This window comes from Streptomyces sp. WI03-4A (assembly GCF_033792105.1).
In the GTDB taxonomy this organism is placed as follows: domain Bacteria; phylum Actinomycetota; class Actinomycetes; order Streptomycetales; family Streptomycetaceae; genus Streptomyces; species Streptomyces collinus_A.
In genome coordinates this window covers 114,059-128,288 of sequence record NZ_JARAUO010000016.1, presented here as the reverse complement: position 1 = coordinate 128,288, position 14,230 = coordinate 114,059, and the positions used below count along the sequence as shown (strand labels likewise).

The window sequence follows — 14,230 nt, the reverse complement described above, 5'->3', positions numbered from 1 at the left end:
TGCCCATATGAAGAGCCCCCTGCTGTCCCTGCCCGGCGCCGTCCCCGCCGAGGGCGTGGACGAAGGCGTCGCCGCCCACTACGGCGACCTGTTCCGCGAGCAGCGCGCCCTCGCCGAGGGCGACGGTTTCGTCGACCTCTCGCACCGCGGCGTGGTCACCGTCTCCGGCGAGGACCGCCTGAGCTGGCTGCACCTGCTGCTCACCCAGCACGTCAGCGACCTGCCGGCGGGCCAGGCCACCGAGGCGCTGATCCTGTCCGCGCACGGCCACATCGAGCACGCCCTGTACCTGGTGGACGACGGCGCGACGACCTGGGCGCACGTCGAGCCCGGCACCGAGGAGGCGCTGATCGCCTACCTGGAGTCGATGAAGTTCTTCTACCGGGTCGAGGTCGCCGACCGCACCGCCGACATCGCGGTCGTCCACCTGCCGGCCGGTTCGATCACCGAGGTCCCCGAGGGCGCCGTCGTACGCGAGACGGCGTACGGCCGTGATCTCTTCCTGCCCCGGGCCGACCTGGAGTCCTTCGCCGCCGCTGCGGGGCCCGCCGTCGGTCTGCTCGCCCACGAGGCGCTGCGGGTCGAGCAGCACCGCCCCCGCCTCGGCTTCGAGACCGACCACCGCACGATCCCGCACGAGCTGGGCTGGATCGGCAGCGCGGTCCACCTCCAGAAGGGCTGCTACCGCGGCCAGGAGACGGTGGCCCGGGTGCAGAACCTGGGCAAGCCGCCCCGCCGTCTGGTCTTCCTGCACCTGGACGGCAGCGACGTCCACCTGCCGGTCCACGGCACCGAGATCCGCCTGGCGGACGAGGGCCCCGACGGCCGGAAAATCGGCTTCGTCACCACGTCGGCGCGCCACCACGAGCTGGGCCCGGTGGCTCTCGCCCTGGTCAAGCGGAACGTGCCGACCGACGCCCCGCTGGTGGCCGGGGACACGGCCGCCGCCCAGGAGACCGTCGTCGAGCCCTAGGGCCGACGGCTTTCGGTGCAGCCCGGGGGACCGGGGCTACATCTCCAGCAGCACGGTGAACGGGCCGTCGTTCGTCAGGGACACCCGCATGGCGGCCCCGAAGCGGCCCGTCGCCACCGTCGCGCCCAGGGCGCGCAGCTGCGCGACCACCTCGTCGACCAGGGGCTCGGCGACCTCGCCGGGCGCGGCCGCGTTCCAGGTGGGGCGGCGGCCCTTGCGGGCGTCCCCGTAGAGGGTGAACTGGCTGACGACGAGCAGCGGCGCGTCGACGTCGCTGCACGACCTCTCGTCCCGCAGCATCCGGATCGACCAGAGTTTGCGGGCCAGTTGGGCCGCCTTCTCCTTGGTGTCCTCGTGGGTCACCCCCACCAGGACGCACAGGCCCTCGCCCTCGATCGCGCCCACCGTCTCGCCGTCGACGACGACACCGGCGCCGTCCACCCTCTGCACCACCGCACGCATGCGGACCATCATGCCGGGTGGCCCGGCGGGGACCGGCAGCGGCCCATTATGGAGCCTTAAACCCCGCATGTGGGCCGTTCGGGGGCACTCGGTCACATAGTGGCCACTGGGGGTGGCACGATGCTGTCACACGCCGGTCGAGGGGACGGTCACACGCACATGAGCACACGGGGTACCAGCGATCGGCTGGACACGCACCGCCCGCCCGCCCAGCGCGACGACGAACCGTCCGGCCCCTCGCTGCCCGCGGATCCGCCGGAGCCCGACCTGTCCGCGCTGAGCCTGCCCGAACTGCGCACCCTGCGTCGCGACGCGCAGCGCGACGAGGCGGACCTCAGCTATGTGCGGCGGCTGCTCCAGGGGAGGATCGACATCCTGCGCGCGGAGCTCGCGCGGCGCGGCCGGGCCGCGGTGCCCGCGCCGGCGGACGCCTCCGTGGTGGAGCGGCTCCCGGAGATCCTCACCGACGCCCCGGCCCGCCAGCGTTCCTCGGCCCGCCACGTCACGCTCGGGCCCCCGCACAACGAGGAGTACCGGCGGCTGGCCGCGGACATGCTGGGCGAGGTCGAGCTGTCGGACCTGGACGCCCGGACCGACCTGGAACTGACCACCGCGATGGGCCGGCTGATCCGCTACGAGCAGGAGGTCTCCCGGCGCCGCCAGCGTCTGCAGCGCATCACCGACGACTGCAGCGGGGAGATCGCCCGCCGCTACCGGGTCGGCGAGGCGCAGGTAGACGACCTGCTGACCTGACCGGCCACGGTCCGCGGAATTCGGGCGACACGGCCGGGGCCGCCCCCCTACCTTGATGCCATGAGCACCGAAGTCCGCACCGTCACCGAGGCCGAGTTCGAGGACTGGCAGCGCGCGCTGAACACCGGCTTCCTGCGTGAACCGGTGCTGACGCCCGAGCAGTTGGAGACCCGCCGCCGTCAGTTCGTGCCCGGCCGGCTGCTGGGCGCCTTCGACGGGGACCGCTGTGTGGCGACCTTCCGGTCGTTCGCCCAGGAGCTCACCGCGGTGGGCGGTGCCGCCGTGCCCGCGGACGCCATCACCAACGTCAGCGTCACTTCCACGCACCGCCGCCGCGGCCTGCTGACCCGCATGATGGGCCTCGACCTCGCGGCGGCGCGGGAGCGCGGCGACGTCGTCGCCACCCTCATCGCCGCCGAGTACCCGATCTACGGCCGCTACGGCTTCGGCCCCGCGACCTGGACGACCGAGTGGAGCGTGGACGTCGCCCGGGCCGGGGTCGACCCGCGCTGGGCGGGTCCCGAGGACGGCGGCCGGATCGATCTGGTGGACGGCGAGGACGTCCGCAAGCTCGGCCCCGAGCTGCACCGGCGGCTCTGCCGTGTCCAGCCCGGCGCGGTGGACCGCAGCGAGCTGTGGTGGGAGGTGAGCACCGGGCTGGTGCCGTTCAACCGGAGCTGGACCGAGCCGTTCTACGCGGTCTACCGCTCGGCCTCCGGGGAGGTCGAGGGTCTGGCGGCGTACGTGTCCGACGACACCTGGGTGGACAAGCAGCCGCGGCACACGGCCGACGTCAAGGCGCTGATCGCGACGACACCGGCGGCCGAGGCCGCGCTCTGGCGCCACCTGTGCTCGATCGACTGGGTCGCGGAGATCAGGACCGGCCGGCGCGGCCCGGACGACCTGCTGCCCTTCCACCTGCCCAATCCGCGCGCGGTCCGGGTGACCACGCAGGCGGACTGGCTGTGGGTGCGGATCCTGGACGTCGTACGGGCCCTGGAGGCGCGTACGTACGAGGGCACGGGTTCGCTGGTGCTGGAGGTCGTCGACCGGGGCGGGCTCGCCGGGGGCAGGTTCCGGCTGGACGCCTCGCCCGAGGGCGTGTCCTGTGTGCCGGCCGGCGGCGCGGGCGCGGACCTCACGCTCCCGGTGGAGGAGCTGAGCCGGATCTGGCTCGGGGACGAGTCGCCGGTGCGGCTCCTGGCGCTGGGGCGGGTCCGGGAAGAGAGCGAGGGCGCCGCCCGTAAGGCCGACGCCCTGTTCCGTACGCCCGTGCGGCCCTGGTGCCCGGACGTCTTCTAGGCTCCTTCCTCCCGATCGCGCCTGACCGTTCATCCGTAGCTGCTGTGCTGCTGTGCTGCTTGTTCGGTTGTCCCACGTGTTCAGTTGTGGCTGTGCGCTGACCGTGTTCAGTTGTGGCTGTGCCTGCTGTTCAGTTGTGACTGTGCGTTCCGGTGGCCGTCCCCTCACCAGGCTCCCGGCTCCCCTCCGGAAGGGAGCCCGGTCGGCCAACCACTGGGAAGCTCGACCATGTTGTTCAAGTTGGCTACCAACTTCACTGTACTTATCTCCGCTTGGACGCGTCTCATAACCACCTTTCCGTGAACTGCCGTAAGATGGCGGGAAGTTGTAGTGTTTCTTCGTGGACCCGGAACTCGCCTCCGCCAGTGGGCGGAAGAGGCCACAGCGGTCACGCACGTCACATCGCGAGGTGGCCGACGAACTGCGCGCCCGGATCAGGTCCGGTGTGCTGCGGCCGGGACAGCGCATGCCCACCCAGGCGAAGCTTGCCGACGAGTTCGGCGTCGAGCGCGGGGCGGTGCGGGAGGCCCTGCGGATCCTGCAGTCCGAGCATCTGCTCACCAACGTGTCCAAGGGCAGCCCCGCCACGGTGGCCGCCCCCCTGGAGCACGCCCGTCCCGCGGCCGGCTCGGGGATGGCGCCGCAGCCCACCATGGCGGGGCTCACCCCCCGTATCGCCGAGGCGTTCGCCGCACCGCACGTGGAGATAGACGCCCTGTGCCTCACCGCGGTCTCGCTCACGCTGGCGATCGGCGAGCCACTGCGGCAGATCCACGCCGGACGGCTGAAACCGGCCAAGATCGACGTCCGGCTGCTGTTGCCCAGCCGGGACATCGACCTCGCCTTCCCGGCGCCGGTGGACGCCTCCGACGGCACGCTGCTGCACCGGCGCTGGCTGGCCCAGCGCAACGCCCAGGGCCAGGTGCTGCGCAACAACCTGCTGGCGCTGCGCACCACGCACGGCATCGAGGTGCGCGTCTCGTTCCGCGCGCTGCCCTTCACCCCGCCGGTCAAGCTGTACCTGCTCAACGGCTCCGAGGCGTTGTTCGCGTACTACACACTCACCCGCCGTGAACGGCAGATCGACCACGAGCACCTGCAGCTGTACGACGCCGAGGGCACGCGGTCGATGCTGTTCGCCTTCGGGCAGGGCGCGGACCTGCGCGACACGATGTTCGTGGAGCAGTCCCACCTGTGGTTCGACGCGCTGTGGGAGACGATCAGTTCGGACCTGGTGCTGACCTCGTAGGCCGGTCAGAGGGCCGGACCCGCGAGGAGCACCGCGAGCAGGACGGCCCCGGCGGAGCTGACCGCCGGGCTCTTGGCCTTGATGCCCACGGACAGCAGGAGCAGACCGATGATGCCGGCGGCGCCGTACCTCCATTCCACGAGCCGTTCGAAGCCGACGACGAAGAGGGCGCACACGAGTGCGAGGACTGGCATGGTGGTTCCCCCTTTCAGTGTGCCAACTCGACCAAGTTGGCAACCAACTCTGTTTAAGTTGTCCCCACTTGGCCCATACTCACAAACAACTTTGCAACAACTCCCATAAGATGGATCAGGGTTGTAGCGTTTGGTCGTGACCCAGGAGAACGTGGCAGTGAACGGCAGCAGAAGGCTCACGCCCCAGGAGATCGCCGACACCCTGCGCGCGCGCATCCGCTCCGGGGAGCTGAAGGCGGGCGAGCGCCTGCCCACCCAGGCCGAGCTCGCGGAGGAGTTCGCAGTGGAGCGCGGCGCCGTGCGCCAGGCCCTGCGGGCACTCGCCGACGACGGCCTGCTCAGCGACGTCAGCAAGGGCAGCCCGCCCCGGGTCGCCGGTCCCGCCCCCGCCCGCGACGAGCCCCAGCCGACGATGGTGGGCCTCGCGCCCCGGCTGACCGAGGCGTTCTCCGCGCCGCACGTGCGCATAGACGCGGCCTGCCTGACCGCTCAGTCCCTCATCCCCGCCCTCGGTGAGCCGCTGCGCCTGATCCACGAGGGCCGCATCCGCCCCGACCGCATCGACGTGCGCATCCTGCTGCCCTCCCGCGACATCAACCTCGCCTTCCCGGTCTCCGTCGACGGCCACGGCGACGACGACGCCGTGCACCAGCGCTGGCTGGCGATGCGCAACGCCCAGGGCCAGGTGCTCCAGTACAACCTCCAGGCCCTGCGCTCCACCCACGACATCGACGTGCACGTCACCTTCCGGGCCCTGCCCTTCACCCCGCCCGCGAAGCTGTACCTGCTCAACGGCGCGGAGGCGCTGTACGCGTACTACATGATCGCCCGCCGCGAGGAGCCGACGGACAGCGGAACGCTGGAGATGTACGACACCCTCGGGTCCGAGTCCCTGCTGTTCTCCTTCGAGAAGCGGGCCGGGCGGCGGGACGCCGCGTTCGTGGAGCAGTCCCAGAAGTGGTTCGACGCCCTCTGGGAAACCATCACCACGGACCTGACACTCTCCTAGTGACTTCTGAGACGACGACGCAGACCGAAGAGACCACGAACGAGTCCGAGAAGCTACGGGAACTGATCAGAAGTGCCCGGGTGGTCCTCTGGGACTTCGACGGCCCGATCTGCCGCCTCTTCGCCCGCCACAAGGCCGAACTGGTGGCGGCCGAACTGGTGGAGTGGCTGGCCGGACGGGGGTTGCACGGCCTGCTCAGCGACCGCGAGCGCGCCTCGCTCGACCCGCACGTGGTGCTGCGCGCCGTGGACCGCCGGCACCCCGGCAGCGACCTGGTCACCGAACTGGAGGAACGCCTCACCCAGGAGGAGCTGCGGGCCGCGATCTCCGCGCTGCCCACCGCCTACGCCGACCCGTTGATCCGCACCTGGACCGCCGTCGGTTCCCGGCTGGCCATCACCACCAACAACTCGCCCCGGGTGGTCCGCTCCTACCTCGACGGCCGCGGCCTCACCGCCTGCTTCGCCCCCCACATCTACGGCCGCACCGCCGACCTGCACCTGCTCAAGCCCGACCCGCACTGCCTCAACCGCGCCCTGAACGCGATGGGCGCGGCCCCCGGGGCCGCCCTGATGATCGGCGACTCCCTCTCCGACCTCGACGCCGCGGACCGCGCCGGCGTCCCGTTCCTCGGCTACGCGCGTAACGAAGAGAAGGGGAAGCTTTTGCGGGAGGCCGGAGCAGAGCACGTGGTCGCGTCGCTGGAGCCGGTGCTGCGGGGGTTGCGGGGGCGGTGACCGTTTGCCGGCGGAGGGCTGGAGGTACGTACCGCGAGTGACGGTGACGCGTAAGGACGAGCCCCGCGGCGGGGACTCCCGCCGGGTCGCGGCGGAGCTGCGGGTGCGGATAGCCGACGGCGGCTATCCGCCCGACACCCCCCTGCCGTCGCAGCACGAGCTGGCGACGGAGTTCGGGGTCTCCCGGGACACCATCCAGCGGGTGCTGCGCGAACTGCGCGGCGAGGGCTGGATCGAGACCCGGCAGGGCCAGGGCTCACGGGTCCTGCGCAACCAGCGCATCCTGTCCTCCACCCCGCGGGCCAGCAGGTCGCGTCATCCGATGACCCTCGGGCCGCTGATCGGCGAGGCGTTCGAGCAGCCCGAAGTCGCCCTGGACATCTACACCCTGACCGGGGAGAGCCTGGACACGCACATCCGCGCGCAGGCCGAGCGGATCCGGCTCGGGCTGATCTCGCCCGACCGCATCGCGCTGCGGATCATGCTCCCGACGGCCGTCGACGCGCTGCAGTACCCGAAGAAGGCCGACGCGAAGAACCCCGACCCGGACGTCGACGCCCGGCTGCGGGCGCGGCTGCGGGCCATCGCCGAGCACCACATCGCCTCGCTCCACAAGGTCCTCGGGGAACTGCGCGCCGAGGGGCTGGTGGACGAGGTGGAGTACGAGTTCCGGCACACCCCGCTCACCCCGACGTTCAAGCTGTACGTCATCAACCGCGCCGAGGTACTGCATGGTCCGTACATCCCGCTCATCCGGCCGGTGGTGCTGGGGGACGGCGGGGGGATCCAGGAGGTCAAGGCGGTGGACGTCCTCGGTCTCGGCGCCACCCTCACGCACCACGTCCGAGACGGCCGCCCCGACTCGCCGGGGTCGACGTTCGTGGAGAGCATGACGGCATGGTTCGAGGCAGTCTGGACGTTGTTGACCGACCAGGCGTGAAGGCTACGCAGCCGCTCGCCGGCCAGGTGAAGCCCACACCGGGTCCACGATGACGGGATGCTCGGGCTTGATGTCGCCCAATTTGTCCCACAAATTTCGATGACATTCCATGTGATGCTCGGCGATGTCCCTGGTCGAGCGTGACTTCGAACGCAGATCCCAGCCGATGTAGCGGGCCCGGCCGTAGAGCGGCCCGAAGCCCTCGGTGTCCAGGATCTCGTAGCTGCCCCCGTGTCCGGTGACCGTTCTCGGCTCGATGCCGTAGGGCGTGGAGAAGACGCACTCCTGGTTGAGGATGTACAGCTTCCGCTCGGGTAGCTGCGGCGATTCCCGTATCTCGCAGGTTATGACGATTCGTGGGTTCCTCTGGTGCACGCGATTCAGCAGTTCCTTCAAAGTGCGCCAATTGTGCTCCGTGAAGTCGACTCGCATCCGCTCCCGATTCTCCGGGGAGTCCCTGAAGTGGAACGTCCCGCCCCGGGAACCTCCCTGAGGGTCTGCAGGGACGAGGCCTCCGGGCAGACCCATCGGCAGGTTCAGATGGGCGATGATGACGCACAGCTTCAGTTCGACCGTCCGAACTTCGTGGTCGGCCATTCTCTCCAGCGGTTCCCGGAGGGCGTCCAGCAGCGTCTGCATGGTGAAGCCGGAGAAGTCGACGCGTACGAACCGCGCGTTGAACGCCTTCCGGAACTCGGCGTGCAGCTCGCTGCGGTCGGCGAACACGTGGACACCCGAGATCTCTCTGGGCTCGGACTCGCTGATGGCGTCGAACAGTATGAGCGCCATCAGCGCGGCGAAGGAACCGCCGAGAAGCTGCTGTCCCTTGAGCATGTCTCCCAAGGGGTCGATGAGCTCGGCGGCGACTCCGAGCAGGGCGACCAGTGCGAGCAGTCCCCTGACGATGCGTGGCTTCCACTCGCCCAGCGTGTCCCGGATACGGTCGAGTCTGTTCGAGCCGTCGTCGCCCGGATCGCGAGATGTCACACATACCCCCGGGTGTGCTGAACCTCGTGGAAAGTCAGTTGCTCCGAATCAGGGAATCCGCGGCCTTGATGAGAGGCTCATGGGATTTTACGACCCAGTTGGCCTGTTTGACCCGCAGCAATTCGGCGCGCTCCTCCGACTGGGTGTAGCCGAGAAAGCGGATCCCTGCTTGGTGCGCGGCCTGGAGGTCGGTGAGCTGATCACCGATGAGGAAGGCCTGCTCGGGCTCCTTGACCCCCACGCGCGCGAGGGCCCGCTCCACCGAGGCGGGATGCGGCTTCATCAGCTCCAGTCGTTGCGGGTCCCGGCCCACCACGAAGTCGAAACGCAGGTCCCACTTGTCGAGGAACTCGCGGACCGGTCCGTCGGCGTTGTTGCTGACGATCACGAGACGCCGGCCGCGCTGGGACAGTGCTTCGACGAGGCGCTCGACATGCGGTGCGGGCACGGCCGTCCGGACCGCGGCGTGCTCGGCCTCGGTGACGATGGCCTCGGCCTCTTTGAGCACGCGCGGGTCCCAGGGCGTGGCGGTGGGGCGGCCGTACATGTCGCTGAGGCGCCTGAGGATGCCGTGTGAGTCGTCGCAGGCCTCGACGTCGGGGTCCAGGTGCCCCCAGATGCCGAGCACCTTCTTCTTGATTTCCGCTGCCACGGGCGCGGTCGACGTGTCGCCGAACAGGTCGGTGACCGGTCCGTCGAAGTCGAACAGCACGGCATGTGCGTCATGAAACAGCACTTCCGGAGCCGTTCGTTCGGTGCAGCCCATGGGTCTCCTCCCGCCGGTCGCCCGGCCAGTCTGGACCACGGTGGGCGGTGCTGCCAGCACCGCAGGTCATGGCGGAACGCCGACGCCGGTGAAGGCATGGCGGCACAAGCAGCGCAAGCGGTACACGTGTGCGCTCGATCGCCGATCAGTGGGACGCGGCTCGACGAGTCGAACGCATCTGACACGATGCATGCCGCAACAGGAGTACCGTGCTGCCACTTCTGCACCCGTCGGAAGGGTACACGGCGAGAGAAACGGCCAATGTCCCCCGAATCAGCATCGATTGCTCGGCTGCACGCTGCCGAGATGAGCGGTGACGCGAGCGTCGTCGAAGGCCCGCTCCACGGGTATCACCATGAGACCTACGTGTTTCCGCTGCTCGGCGAAGCGGGTCCGCTTCGGTCGGGACGATGGAAGTGCCGAGAGCCGCGGGCTGATCTGCTGTGGTTCGACCGGCGCTGTTTCTTCTCGGAAGAGCAGTTGCTCAAGGCTCTGGGCGGCCGGATCCGTTCCATTCCCGACATCGTCGAGGTCGGTGGTATGGAGTTGCAGCGCTTCATCGAAGGACAGACGCTCGGTTCACTCCACCGGTCCGGCACGGTGGTTCCGGACGTGTTCGGCCATCAGATCACCGACCTGTTCAGGCAACTGGTCGCCATCGATCCCATGACTCTCGCGGTCAAGCGAAGATGCGAGGCGCAGGACCGACCTGACGACGGCGACACACAGGGTTTCCTGGAGCGGCTCGTCCATTTCACCGAGCACCGGGTCTATGAGCACAACGCGGACAGGTTCCAGGAGCTCTTCCTGGAGCTCGGACTGAACACGGACTCCTTCAGGCATCTGCGCAAGCGTGTGTCCGGCCTGAAGAAACGTCCGTTCTGTCTGCTCCACGCCGACCTGCACCGCGAGAACTTCATCGTCGACGCGGAACAGCGCCTGTGGACCATCGACTGGGAACTGGCGATGGTCGGCGACCCCCTCTACGACCTGGCCACTCACCTCCACCTGATGCGCTATCCCGCCCGGCAGGCGCGGGCGGTGGTCAAGCAGTGGTGCACCACCGTGGAAGCGGTGCGTCCGCACAGCTCGAACGGCTGGCAGGACGATCTCCGCCGGCTGGTCGACTACAAGAGGGCCCAGTCCGTCTTCACGGATGTCATTCGGACCGCTCTCGTGCTGGGAGCGACCGAGCACGTCGGCTGGCGGCACTTCGTTCCCGCGGCCCTCGGGCTGCGCACCATCCTGGCCGACGCGGCCGGGGCGCTCGGGGTCGAGCTGGTTCCCGGTCCGCGACGCATCGTGGTGGCGCTGATGCGCTGGTGCGGGCGGCACGGGAGCGTACTGGCCGGGGAGCACTGAACGCCGCCGACGCTACCGTCACCCCTATGACGACTCCCCCCGAGTTCCACGACGTCCCCACGACCACCCTTGCCGACCTGCTGGGCCGTGACCAGGTGATGGACCGCGCGATACGGCCGCTGTGGGGGCCGGTGCCGCGGGTCGCGGGGCCCGCGTTCACCGTGAGCTGTCCGCCCGGTGACAACCTCATGCTGCACGCGGCGATCCACCGTGCCGAGCCCGGCTCGGTGATCGTCGTGGAGTCCGGGGACCTCGACTGGGCCCTGGCCGGCGGGAACGTGTGCGCCGTGGCGCAGCGGCGCGGCGTCGCTGCCTTCGTCGCCGACGGCCTGATCCGCGACCTCGCCGAGGTTCGCGCCATGCGCTTCCCGGTCTTCGCCCGCGGTGTGGTCCCGATTCCGGGCGCCAAGAAGGTCGTACGCCCGCTGAACGGACCCGTGCGGTGCGCGGGCGTGCGGGTGGAGGCCGGGGACGTGGTGGTGGCCGACGAGGAGGGGGTGGTGGTGGTGCCCGCGGGCCGCCGGGCGCAGGTGCTCGCCGACGCGCGCGCCAAGCTCGCCAAGGAGGCGGACGAGACGCTCGACGAGTGGCAGGCGGCGCACCGGGGTCGGATCGACGCGATCCTGGCCGACCACGCCTTCGAGGGCTGATCCTTGCTCTGATGCTGCTCTTCCTCGACGTCGACGGTCCGCTGCTGCCCTTCGGGGCGGCGGACCGCGCGTATCCCGTGTACGACCGCGGCCACGCCGGGGCCCCGGACCCCGGCCCGGCGGAGCACCCCCTGCTGCACCGCGTCGACCCCGCGCTCGGGCGGCGACTGATGGCCCTGGGCTGCGAGTTGGTGTGGGCCACCACCTGGATGGACGACGCGAACGCCAGCCTGGCGCCCTGGCTGGGGCTGCCACCGCTGCCCGTCGTCGAATGGCCGGACGAGGACGAGCCGCCGGACCTGCTGCACTGGAAGACGCGCCCCCTGGTCGCCTGGGCGGCCGGCCGGCCCTTCGTCTGGATCGACGACGAACTCACGGAGGCCGACCGCGCCTGGGTGGCCGTGCACCACCCGCGCCCCGCGCTCCTGCACCGCGTGGACCACCGCTACGGCCTGACCGACGCCGACTTCACGACCGTACGGGAGTGGCTCGACCGGGCCCGCTGCTAGCGTGAGCCCGTGCCGGAATCAGACAGGGTGCGCCGTCGCTGAGAGCGGCGGCGCGAACACCAGCCTCCCGCCGTCGCTCCTGACCCCAGGCCAGGAGCGCCTTCGTGGCGCTCGGACTCCCTTCCGTTCCGGAGCGCACCCTTGTTCACCTTGTCCGTCCGCCGCCGTCGGCGTGTCCTCGCCGCCGCCCTCCTCTCCGACGCGGTGTTCCCGCTCGCCATCACCGGCGCCACGGCCGCCGTACCCGAGGCGACCGACGGGCTGCCGGGCCCGGCGGCCCTCGGCCCGTGGACCGTCCTCGCCTACAACGGCCTGTTCGCCGCGGCCCTGCTGCTGGCGGGAGCCACCGCGGACCGCACCGCCCGCACCCGCTTCTTCGCCGCCGGCAACCTCGTGGTCGCGGTCACCGGCCTCCTGTCCGCCCTCGCGCCCGGACTGCCTGCCCTGGTGGCGCTGCGGGCCGTCGCCGGCGTCGGGGCGGCGATGTGCGCCGCCGGCGGGTCGTCGATGGTCCTGGCCGTGTACCCGCCCGGCGAACGGCGCCGGGTCTACGGCTACGTCGGCGCCGTCCTCGGCGGCAGCCTGGCGCTCGGGCCGGTCGTCGCCCAGGGCCTCATGGCCGTCGGCGGATGGCCCCTCGTCTTCGTCGTGCCCGGCGCCGTCGCCGCGCTCGCGGCGCTGGCCACGCTCGGCCTTCCGGGCCTTCGCGGCGAGGAGCCGGCCGAGCGCTTCGACCGGGCCGGCGCCGTCCTGTTCGGGCTGGCCGTCGCCGCCGCGGTGACCGCGCTCGGCCTCGGCTTCGGCGGTGCCGTCCCGTGGTGGGGCCCCGTCGGCCTCCTCCTCGTCGCGGCTGCCTGCGCCACCGCCCTCGTCCGCGTCGAGCGGCGCGTCCCCGCTCCCGCGATCCCCCTGGACCTGCTGCGCATCCCCGCCTACCGGGCGTACGCGGTGGCGACGGGCGCGTTCATGGGCATGCTGGTGGTGGGCCTGACCGTGTTCCCCCCGCTGGGTTCAGAGCAGGGGCTCGGCCCGTCCGGGGCCGCGGTCGTACTCAGCCTGCTGACCGTGCCGTCGACGGTCCTTCCGCTGTTCGCCGCGCGGCTGGCGCGCCGATGGGCCCGGCCGCTGGTGACCGGGGCGCTCGCGGCGTGCGCGGTCACCGCGGCCGTCCTCCAGGTGACCGACCGGCCGGTCGCCCTGTTCGTCGCCTCCGGAGCGGTCGGGCTGTGCCTGGGGCTGACCGAGGGCGTCCCGGACGGGCAGGCACTGGCCCATGTGCCCGCCGCGCGCGGAGGCGCGGGCGCCGCGCTCTTCGGCACGGCGCGGATGAGCCTGGAGACCCTGACCCTGTCGGCGGCCGCCGGCGTGACGACGACGCTCGGCCCCGCCGCCGGTCTGGCGGTCGCCGGAACGGTCTGCCTCACCGCCGCCCTCCTGCTCCACCACTCCACCCGTCCCGGAACCCCCGGCCCCGCGTCGCGTGTCCCGTCCCGACCGGCGGGTGAAACGGCGGAGAGGTGAGAACCTGCGGCACGCGGGTACTGGTCCGGCCGGTCCTTCGAGGCGCGCGCCTTACGGTGAGCACGCCTTGGGGCGGTGGCCCGGTTGGCGGCGAGCGCCTTACGGCGGCGAGCGCCTTACGGCGGCGAGCACCCCTGCGGCGGCAAGCGCCGTGACGGCCGGCCCCGCGGCGAGCGGGCTGTGCGGAGCTCGGCGGCAGCGGGCCTGTGGCGGCCGGGTGAATCTCCGGCGTGGTGTGGCGCACTGTTGCAAGCAGATGCTTGCAATTGTTAGCGCACGTGCTGCATGGTGGAGGCATGGCATCGCTCAACGTCGGCAATCTCGGTGAGTACCTGCGCGAGCAGCGGCGCAACGCCCAGCTCTCGTTGCGGCAGCTCGCCGACGCCGCCGGGGTGTCCAATCCGTACCTGAGCCAGATCGAGCGCGGGCTGCGCAAACCCAGCGCGGAGGTGCTCCAGCAGGTCGCCAAGGCACTGCGCATCTCCGCCGAGACGCTGTACGTCCGCGCCGGGATTCTTGACGCCGAACGGGATCGGGACGAGGTGGAGACGCGCGCCGTCATCCTCGCCGACCCCACGCTGAGCGAGCGGCAGAAGCAGGTGCTGCTCCAGATCTACGAGTCGTTCCGCAAGGAGAACGGATTCGGGATCGGCGAACCGGCGTGGGACCCCGGTGAGGGGACCGCGGAGGAACCGGCGGGCGGCACCGATGCCCCGAGCGACACCGACGTACGCGGCACCCGCACGGCCGGCGGCAGTGATGCCGGTCCGCGGCGGACGACCGGATAGGCGGGCCCTCGACAAGTCAGCCCCGGTC

General features: G+C 71.0%; 16 protein-coding genes. 12 read left to right on the top strand and 4 right to left on the bottom strand.

Annotation, left to right across the window (positions count from 1 at the left end; all coding sequences use genetic code 11):
- Positions 1 to 7 precede the first annotated feature (7 nt).
- Positions 8 to 973, top strand: a complete 966-nt coding sequence (locus PV343_RS18635) for a YgfZ/GcvT domain-containing protein (protein WP_319148054.1) — start codon at positions 8 to 10, stop codon at positions 971 to 973.
- A 36-nt stretch (positions 974 to 1,009) separates the two neighbouring features.
- Here PV343_RS18635 and dtd read toward each other — a convergent pair whose 3' ends face one another.
- Entirely contained in the window at positions 1,010 to 1,435 is a 426-nt protein-coding gene (gene dtd, locus PV343_RS18630) for a D-aminoacyl-tRNA deacylase (protein WP_319148053.1), read from the bottom strand.
- 159 nt (positions 1,436 to 1,594) lie between these two features.
- Between dtd and PV343_RS18625 the strand changes: the two genes are divergently transcribed.
- From PV343_RS18625 to PV343_RS18615, 3 genes are all read left to right on the top strand, one after another.
- Positions 1,595 to 2,188 (top strand): aerial mycelium formation protein, encoded by a 594-nt coding sequence (locus PV343_RS18625; protein ID WP_319148051.1) that lies wholly within the window; start codon positions 1,595 to 1,597, stop codon positions 2,186 to 2,188.
- 60 nt (positions 2,189 to 2,248) lie between these two features.
- The gene (locus PV343_RS18620; protein ID WP_319148050.1) at positions 2,249 to 3,490 is read left to right on the top strand and encodes a GNAT family N-acetyltransferase; all 1,242 of its coding nucleotides are present in this window, start codon (positions 2,249 to 2,251) and stop codon (positions 3,488 to 3,490) included.
- Between the two features lie 340 nt (positions 3,491 to 3,830).
- On the top strand, positions 3,831 to 4,739 hold the full coding sequence (locus PV343_RS18615; RefSeq protein ID WP_319148049.1) for a winged helix-turn-helix domain-containing protein: 909 nt from the start codon (positions 3,831 to 3,833) through the stop codon (positions 4,737 to 4,739).
- Positions 4,740 to 4,744: 5 nt separating this feature from the next.
- Here the strand turns inward: PV343_RS18615 and PV343_RS18610 are convergent, their stop codons facing one another.
- A complete protein-coding gene (locus tag PV343_RS18610; RefSeq protein WP_319148048.1) occupies positions 4,745 to 4,933 on the bottom strand; it encodes a hypothetical protein in 189 nt (62 codons plus the stop codon).
- A gap of 130 nt (positions 4,934 to 5,063) precedes the next feature.
- On the opposite strand from PV343_RS18610, the gene PV343_RS18605 reads away from it, so the two are divergent.
- Genes PV343_RS18605 through PV343_RS18595 form a run of 3 tightly spaced genes read left to right on the top strand, consistent with a single transcriptional unit; the run spans position 5,064 to position 7,619 of the window.
- Positions 5,064 to 5,942: a winged helix-turn-helix domain-containing protein gene (locus PV343_RS18605; protein WP_319148046.1), complete on the top strand. Its 879-nt coding sequence runs from the start codon at positions 5,064 to 5,066 to the stop codon at positions 5,940 to 5,942.
- On the top strand, positions 5,942 to 6,679 hold the full coding sequence (locus tag PV343_RS18600) for an HAD family hydrolase (RefSeq protein WP_319148045.1): 738 nt from the start codon (positions 5,942 to 5,944) through the stop codon (positions 6,677 to 6,679). Before PV343_RS18605 ends, PV343_RS18600 begins: the two co-directional genes overlap by 1 nt.
- Positions 6,680 to 6,716: 37 nt before the next feature.
- On the top strand, positions 6,717 to 7,619 hold the full coding sequence (locus tag PV343_RS18595) for a GntR family transcriptional regulator (protein WP_319148044.1): 903 nt from the start codon (positions 6,717 to 6,719) through the stop codon (positions 7,617 to 7,619).
- Positions 7,620 to 7,622: 3 nt separating this feature from the next.
- On the opposite strand, the gene PV343_RS18590 is transcribed toward PV343_RS18595, so the two are convergent.
- Together PV343_RS18590 and PV343_RS18585 are read right to left on the bottom strand one after the other, a co-directional pair.
- Positions 7,623 to 8,606: a hypothetical protein gene (locus PV343_RS18590; protein ID WP_319148043.1), complete on the bottom strand. Its 984-nt coding sequence runs from the start codon at positions 8,604 to 8,606 to the stop codon at positions 7,623 to 7,625.
- Between the two features lie 34 nt (positions 8,607 to 8,640).
- Positions 8,641 to 9,372 carry an HAD-IA family hydrolase gene (locus tag PV343_RS18585; protein ID WP_319148042.1) on the bottom strand — a complete coding sequence of 244 codons (732 nt, stop codon included), beginning with the start codon at positions 9,370 to 9,372 and terminating at the stop codon, positions 8,641 to 8,643.
- 306 nt (positions 9,373 to 9,678) lie between these two features.
- On the opposite strand from PV343_RS18585, the gene PV343_RS18580 reads away from it, so the two are divergent.
- The 5 genes from PV343_RS18580 to PV343_RS18560 all read left to right on the top strand — a co-directional run bounded on the left by PV343_RS18580 (position 9,679) and on the right by PV343_RS18560 (position 14,202).
- Positions 9,679 to 10,734: a phosphotransferase gene (locus tag PV343_RS18580; RefSeq protein WP_319148041.1), complete on the top strand. Its 1,056-nt coding sequence runs from the start codon at positions 9,679 to 9,681 to the stop codon at positions 10,732 to 10,734.
- Positions 10,735 to 10,760: 26 nt separating this feature from the next.
- A complete protein-coding gene (locus PV343_RS18575; protein WP_319148040.1) occupies positions 10,761 to 11,384 on the top strand; it encodes an RraA family protein in 624 nt (207 codons plus the stop codon).
- An 11-nt stretch (positions 11,385 to 11,395) separates the two neighbouring features.
- The gene (locus PV343_RS18570; RefSeq protein WP_319148039.1) at positions 11,396 to 11,893 is read left to right on the top strand and encodes an HAD domain-containing protein; all 498 of its coding nucleotides are present in this window, start codon (positions 11,396 to 11,398) and stop codon (positions 11,891 to 11,893) included.
- A 141-nt stretch (positions 11,894 to 12,034) separates the two neighbouring features.
- Complete coding sequence (locus tag PV343_RS18565) at positions 12,035 to 13,414, top strand: MFS transporter (protein WP_319148038.1); 1,380 nt, start codon at positions 12,035 to 12,037, stop codon at positions 13,412 to 13,414.
- A 296-nt stretch (positions 13,415 to 13,710) separates the two neighbouring features.
- Positions 13,711 to 14,202, top strand: coding sequence for a helix-turn-helix domain-containing protein (locus tag PV343_RS18560; RefSeq protein ID WP_319148037.1), 492 nt, complete (start codon positions 13,711 to 13,713; stop codon positions 14,200 to 14,202).
- Positions 14,203 to 14,230: the final 28 nt, after the last annotated feature.

Bases quoted from the DNA above. Each gene is read 5' to 3' on its own strand.
- PV343_RS18575 (WP_319148040.1), top strand. From the start codon at position 10,761: ATGACGACTCCCCCCGAGTTCCACGACGTCCCCACGACCACCCTTGCC.
- PV343_RS18620 (WP_319148050.1), top strand. From the start codon at position 2,249: ATGAGCACCGAAGTCCGCACCGTCACCGAGGCCGAGTTCGAGGACTGG.
- PV343_RS18580 (WP_319148041.1), top strand. From the start codon at position 9,679: ATGAGCGGTGACGCGAGCGTCGTCGAAGGCCCGCTCCACGGGTATCAC.
- dtd (WP_319148053.1), bottom strand. From the start codon at position 1,435: ATGCGTGCGGTGGTGCAGAGGGTGGACGGCGCCGGTGTCGTCGTCGAC.
- PV343_RS18610 (WP_319148048.1), bottom strand. From the start codon at position 4,933: ATGCCAGTCCTCGCACTCGTGTGCGCCCTCTTCGTCGTCGGCTTCGAA.
- PV343_RS18635 (WP_319148054.1), top strand. From the start codon at position 8: ATGAAGAGCCCCCTGCTGTCCCTGCCCGGCGCCGTCCCCGCCGAGGGC.
- PV343_RS18585 (WP_319148042.1), bottom strand. From the start codon at position 9,372: ATGGGCTGCACCGAACGAACGGCTCCGGAAGTGCTGTTTCATGACGCA.
- PV343_RS18625 (WP_319148051.1), top strand. From the start codon at position 1,595: ATGAGCACACGGGGTACCAGCGATCGGCTGGACACGCACCGCCCGCCC.
- PV343_RS18570 (WP_319148039.1), top strand. From the start codon at position 11,396: ATGCTGCTCTTCCTCGACGTCGACGGTCCGCTGCTGCCCTTCGGGGCG.
- PV343_RS18560 (WP_319148037.1), top strand. From the start codon at position 13,711: ATGGCATCGCTCAACGTCGGCAATCTCGGTGAGTACCTGCGCGAGCAG.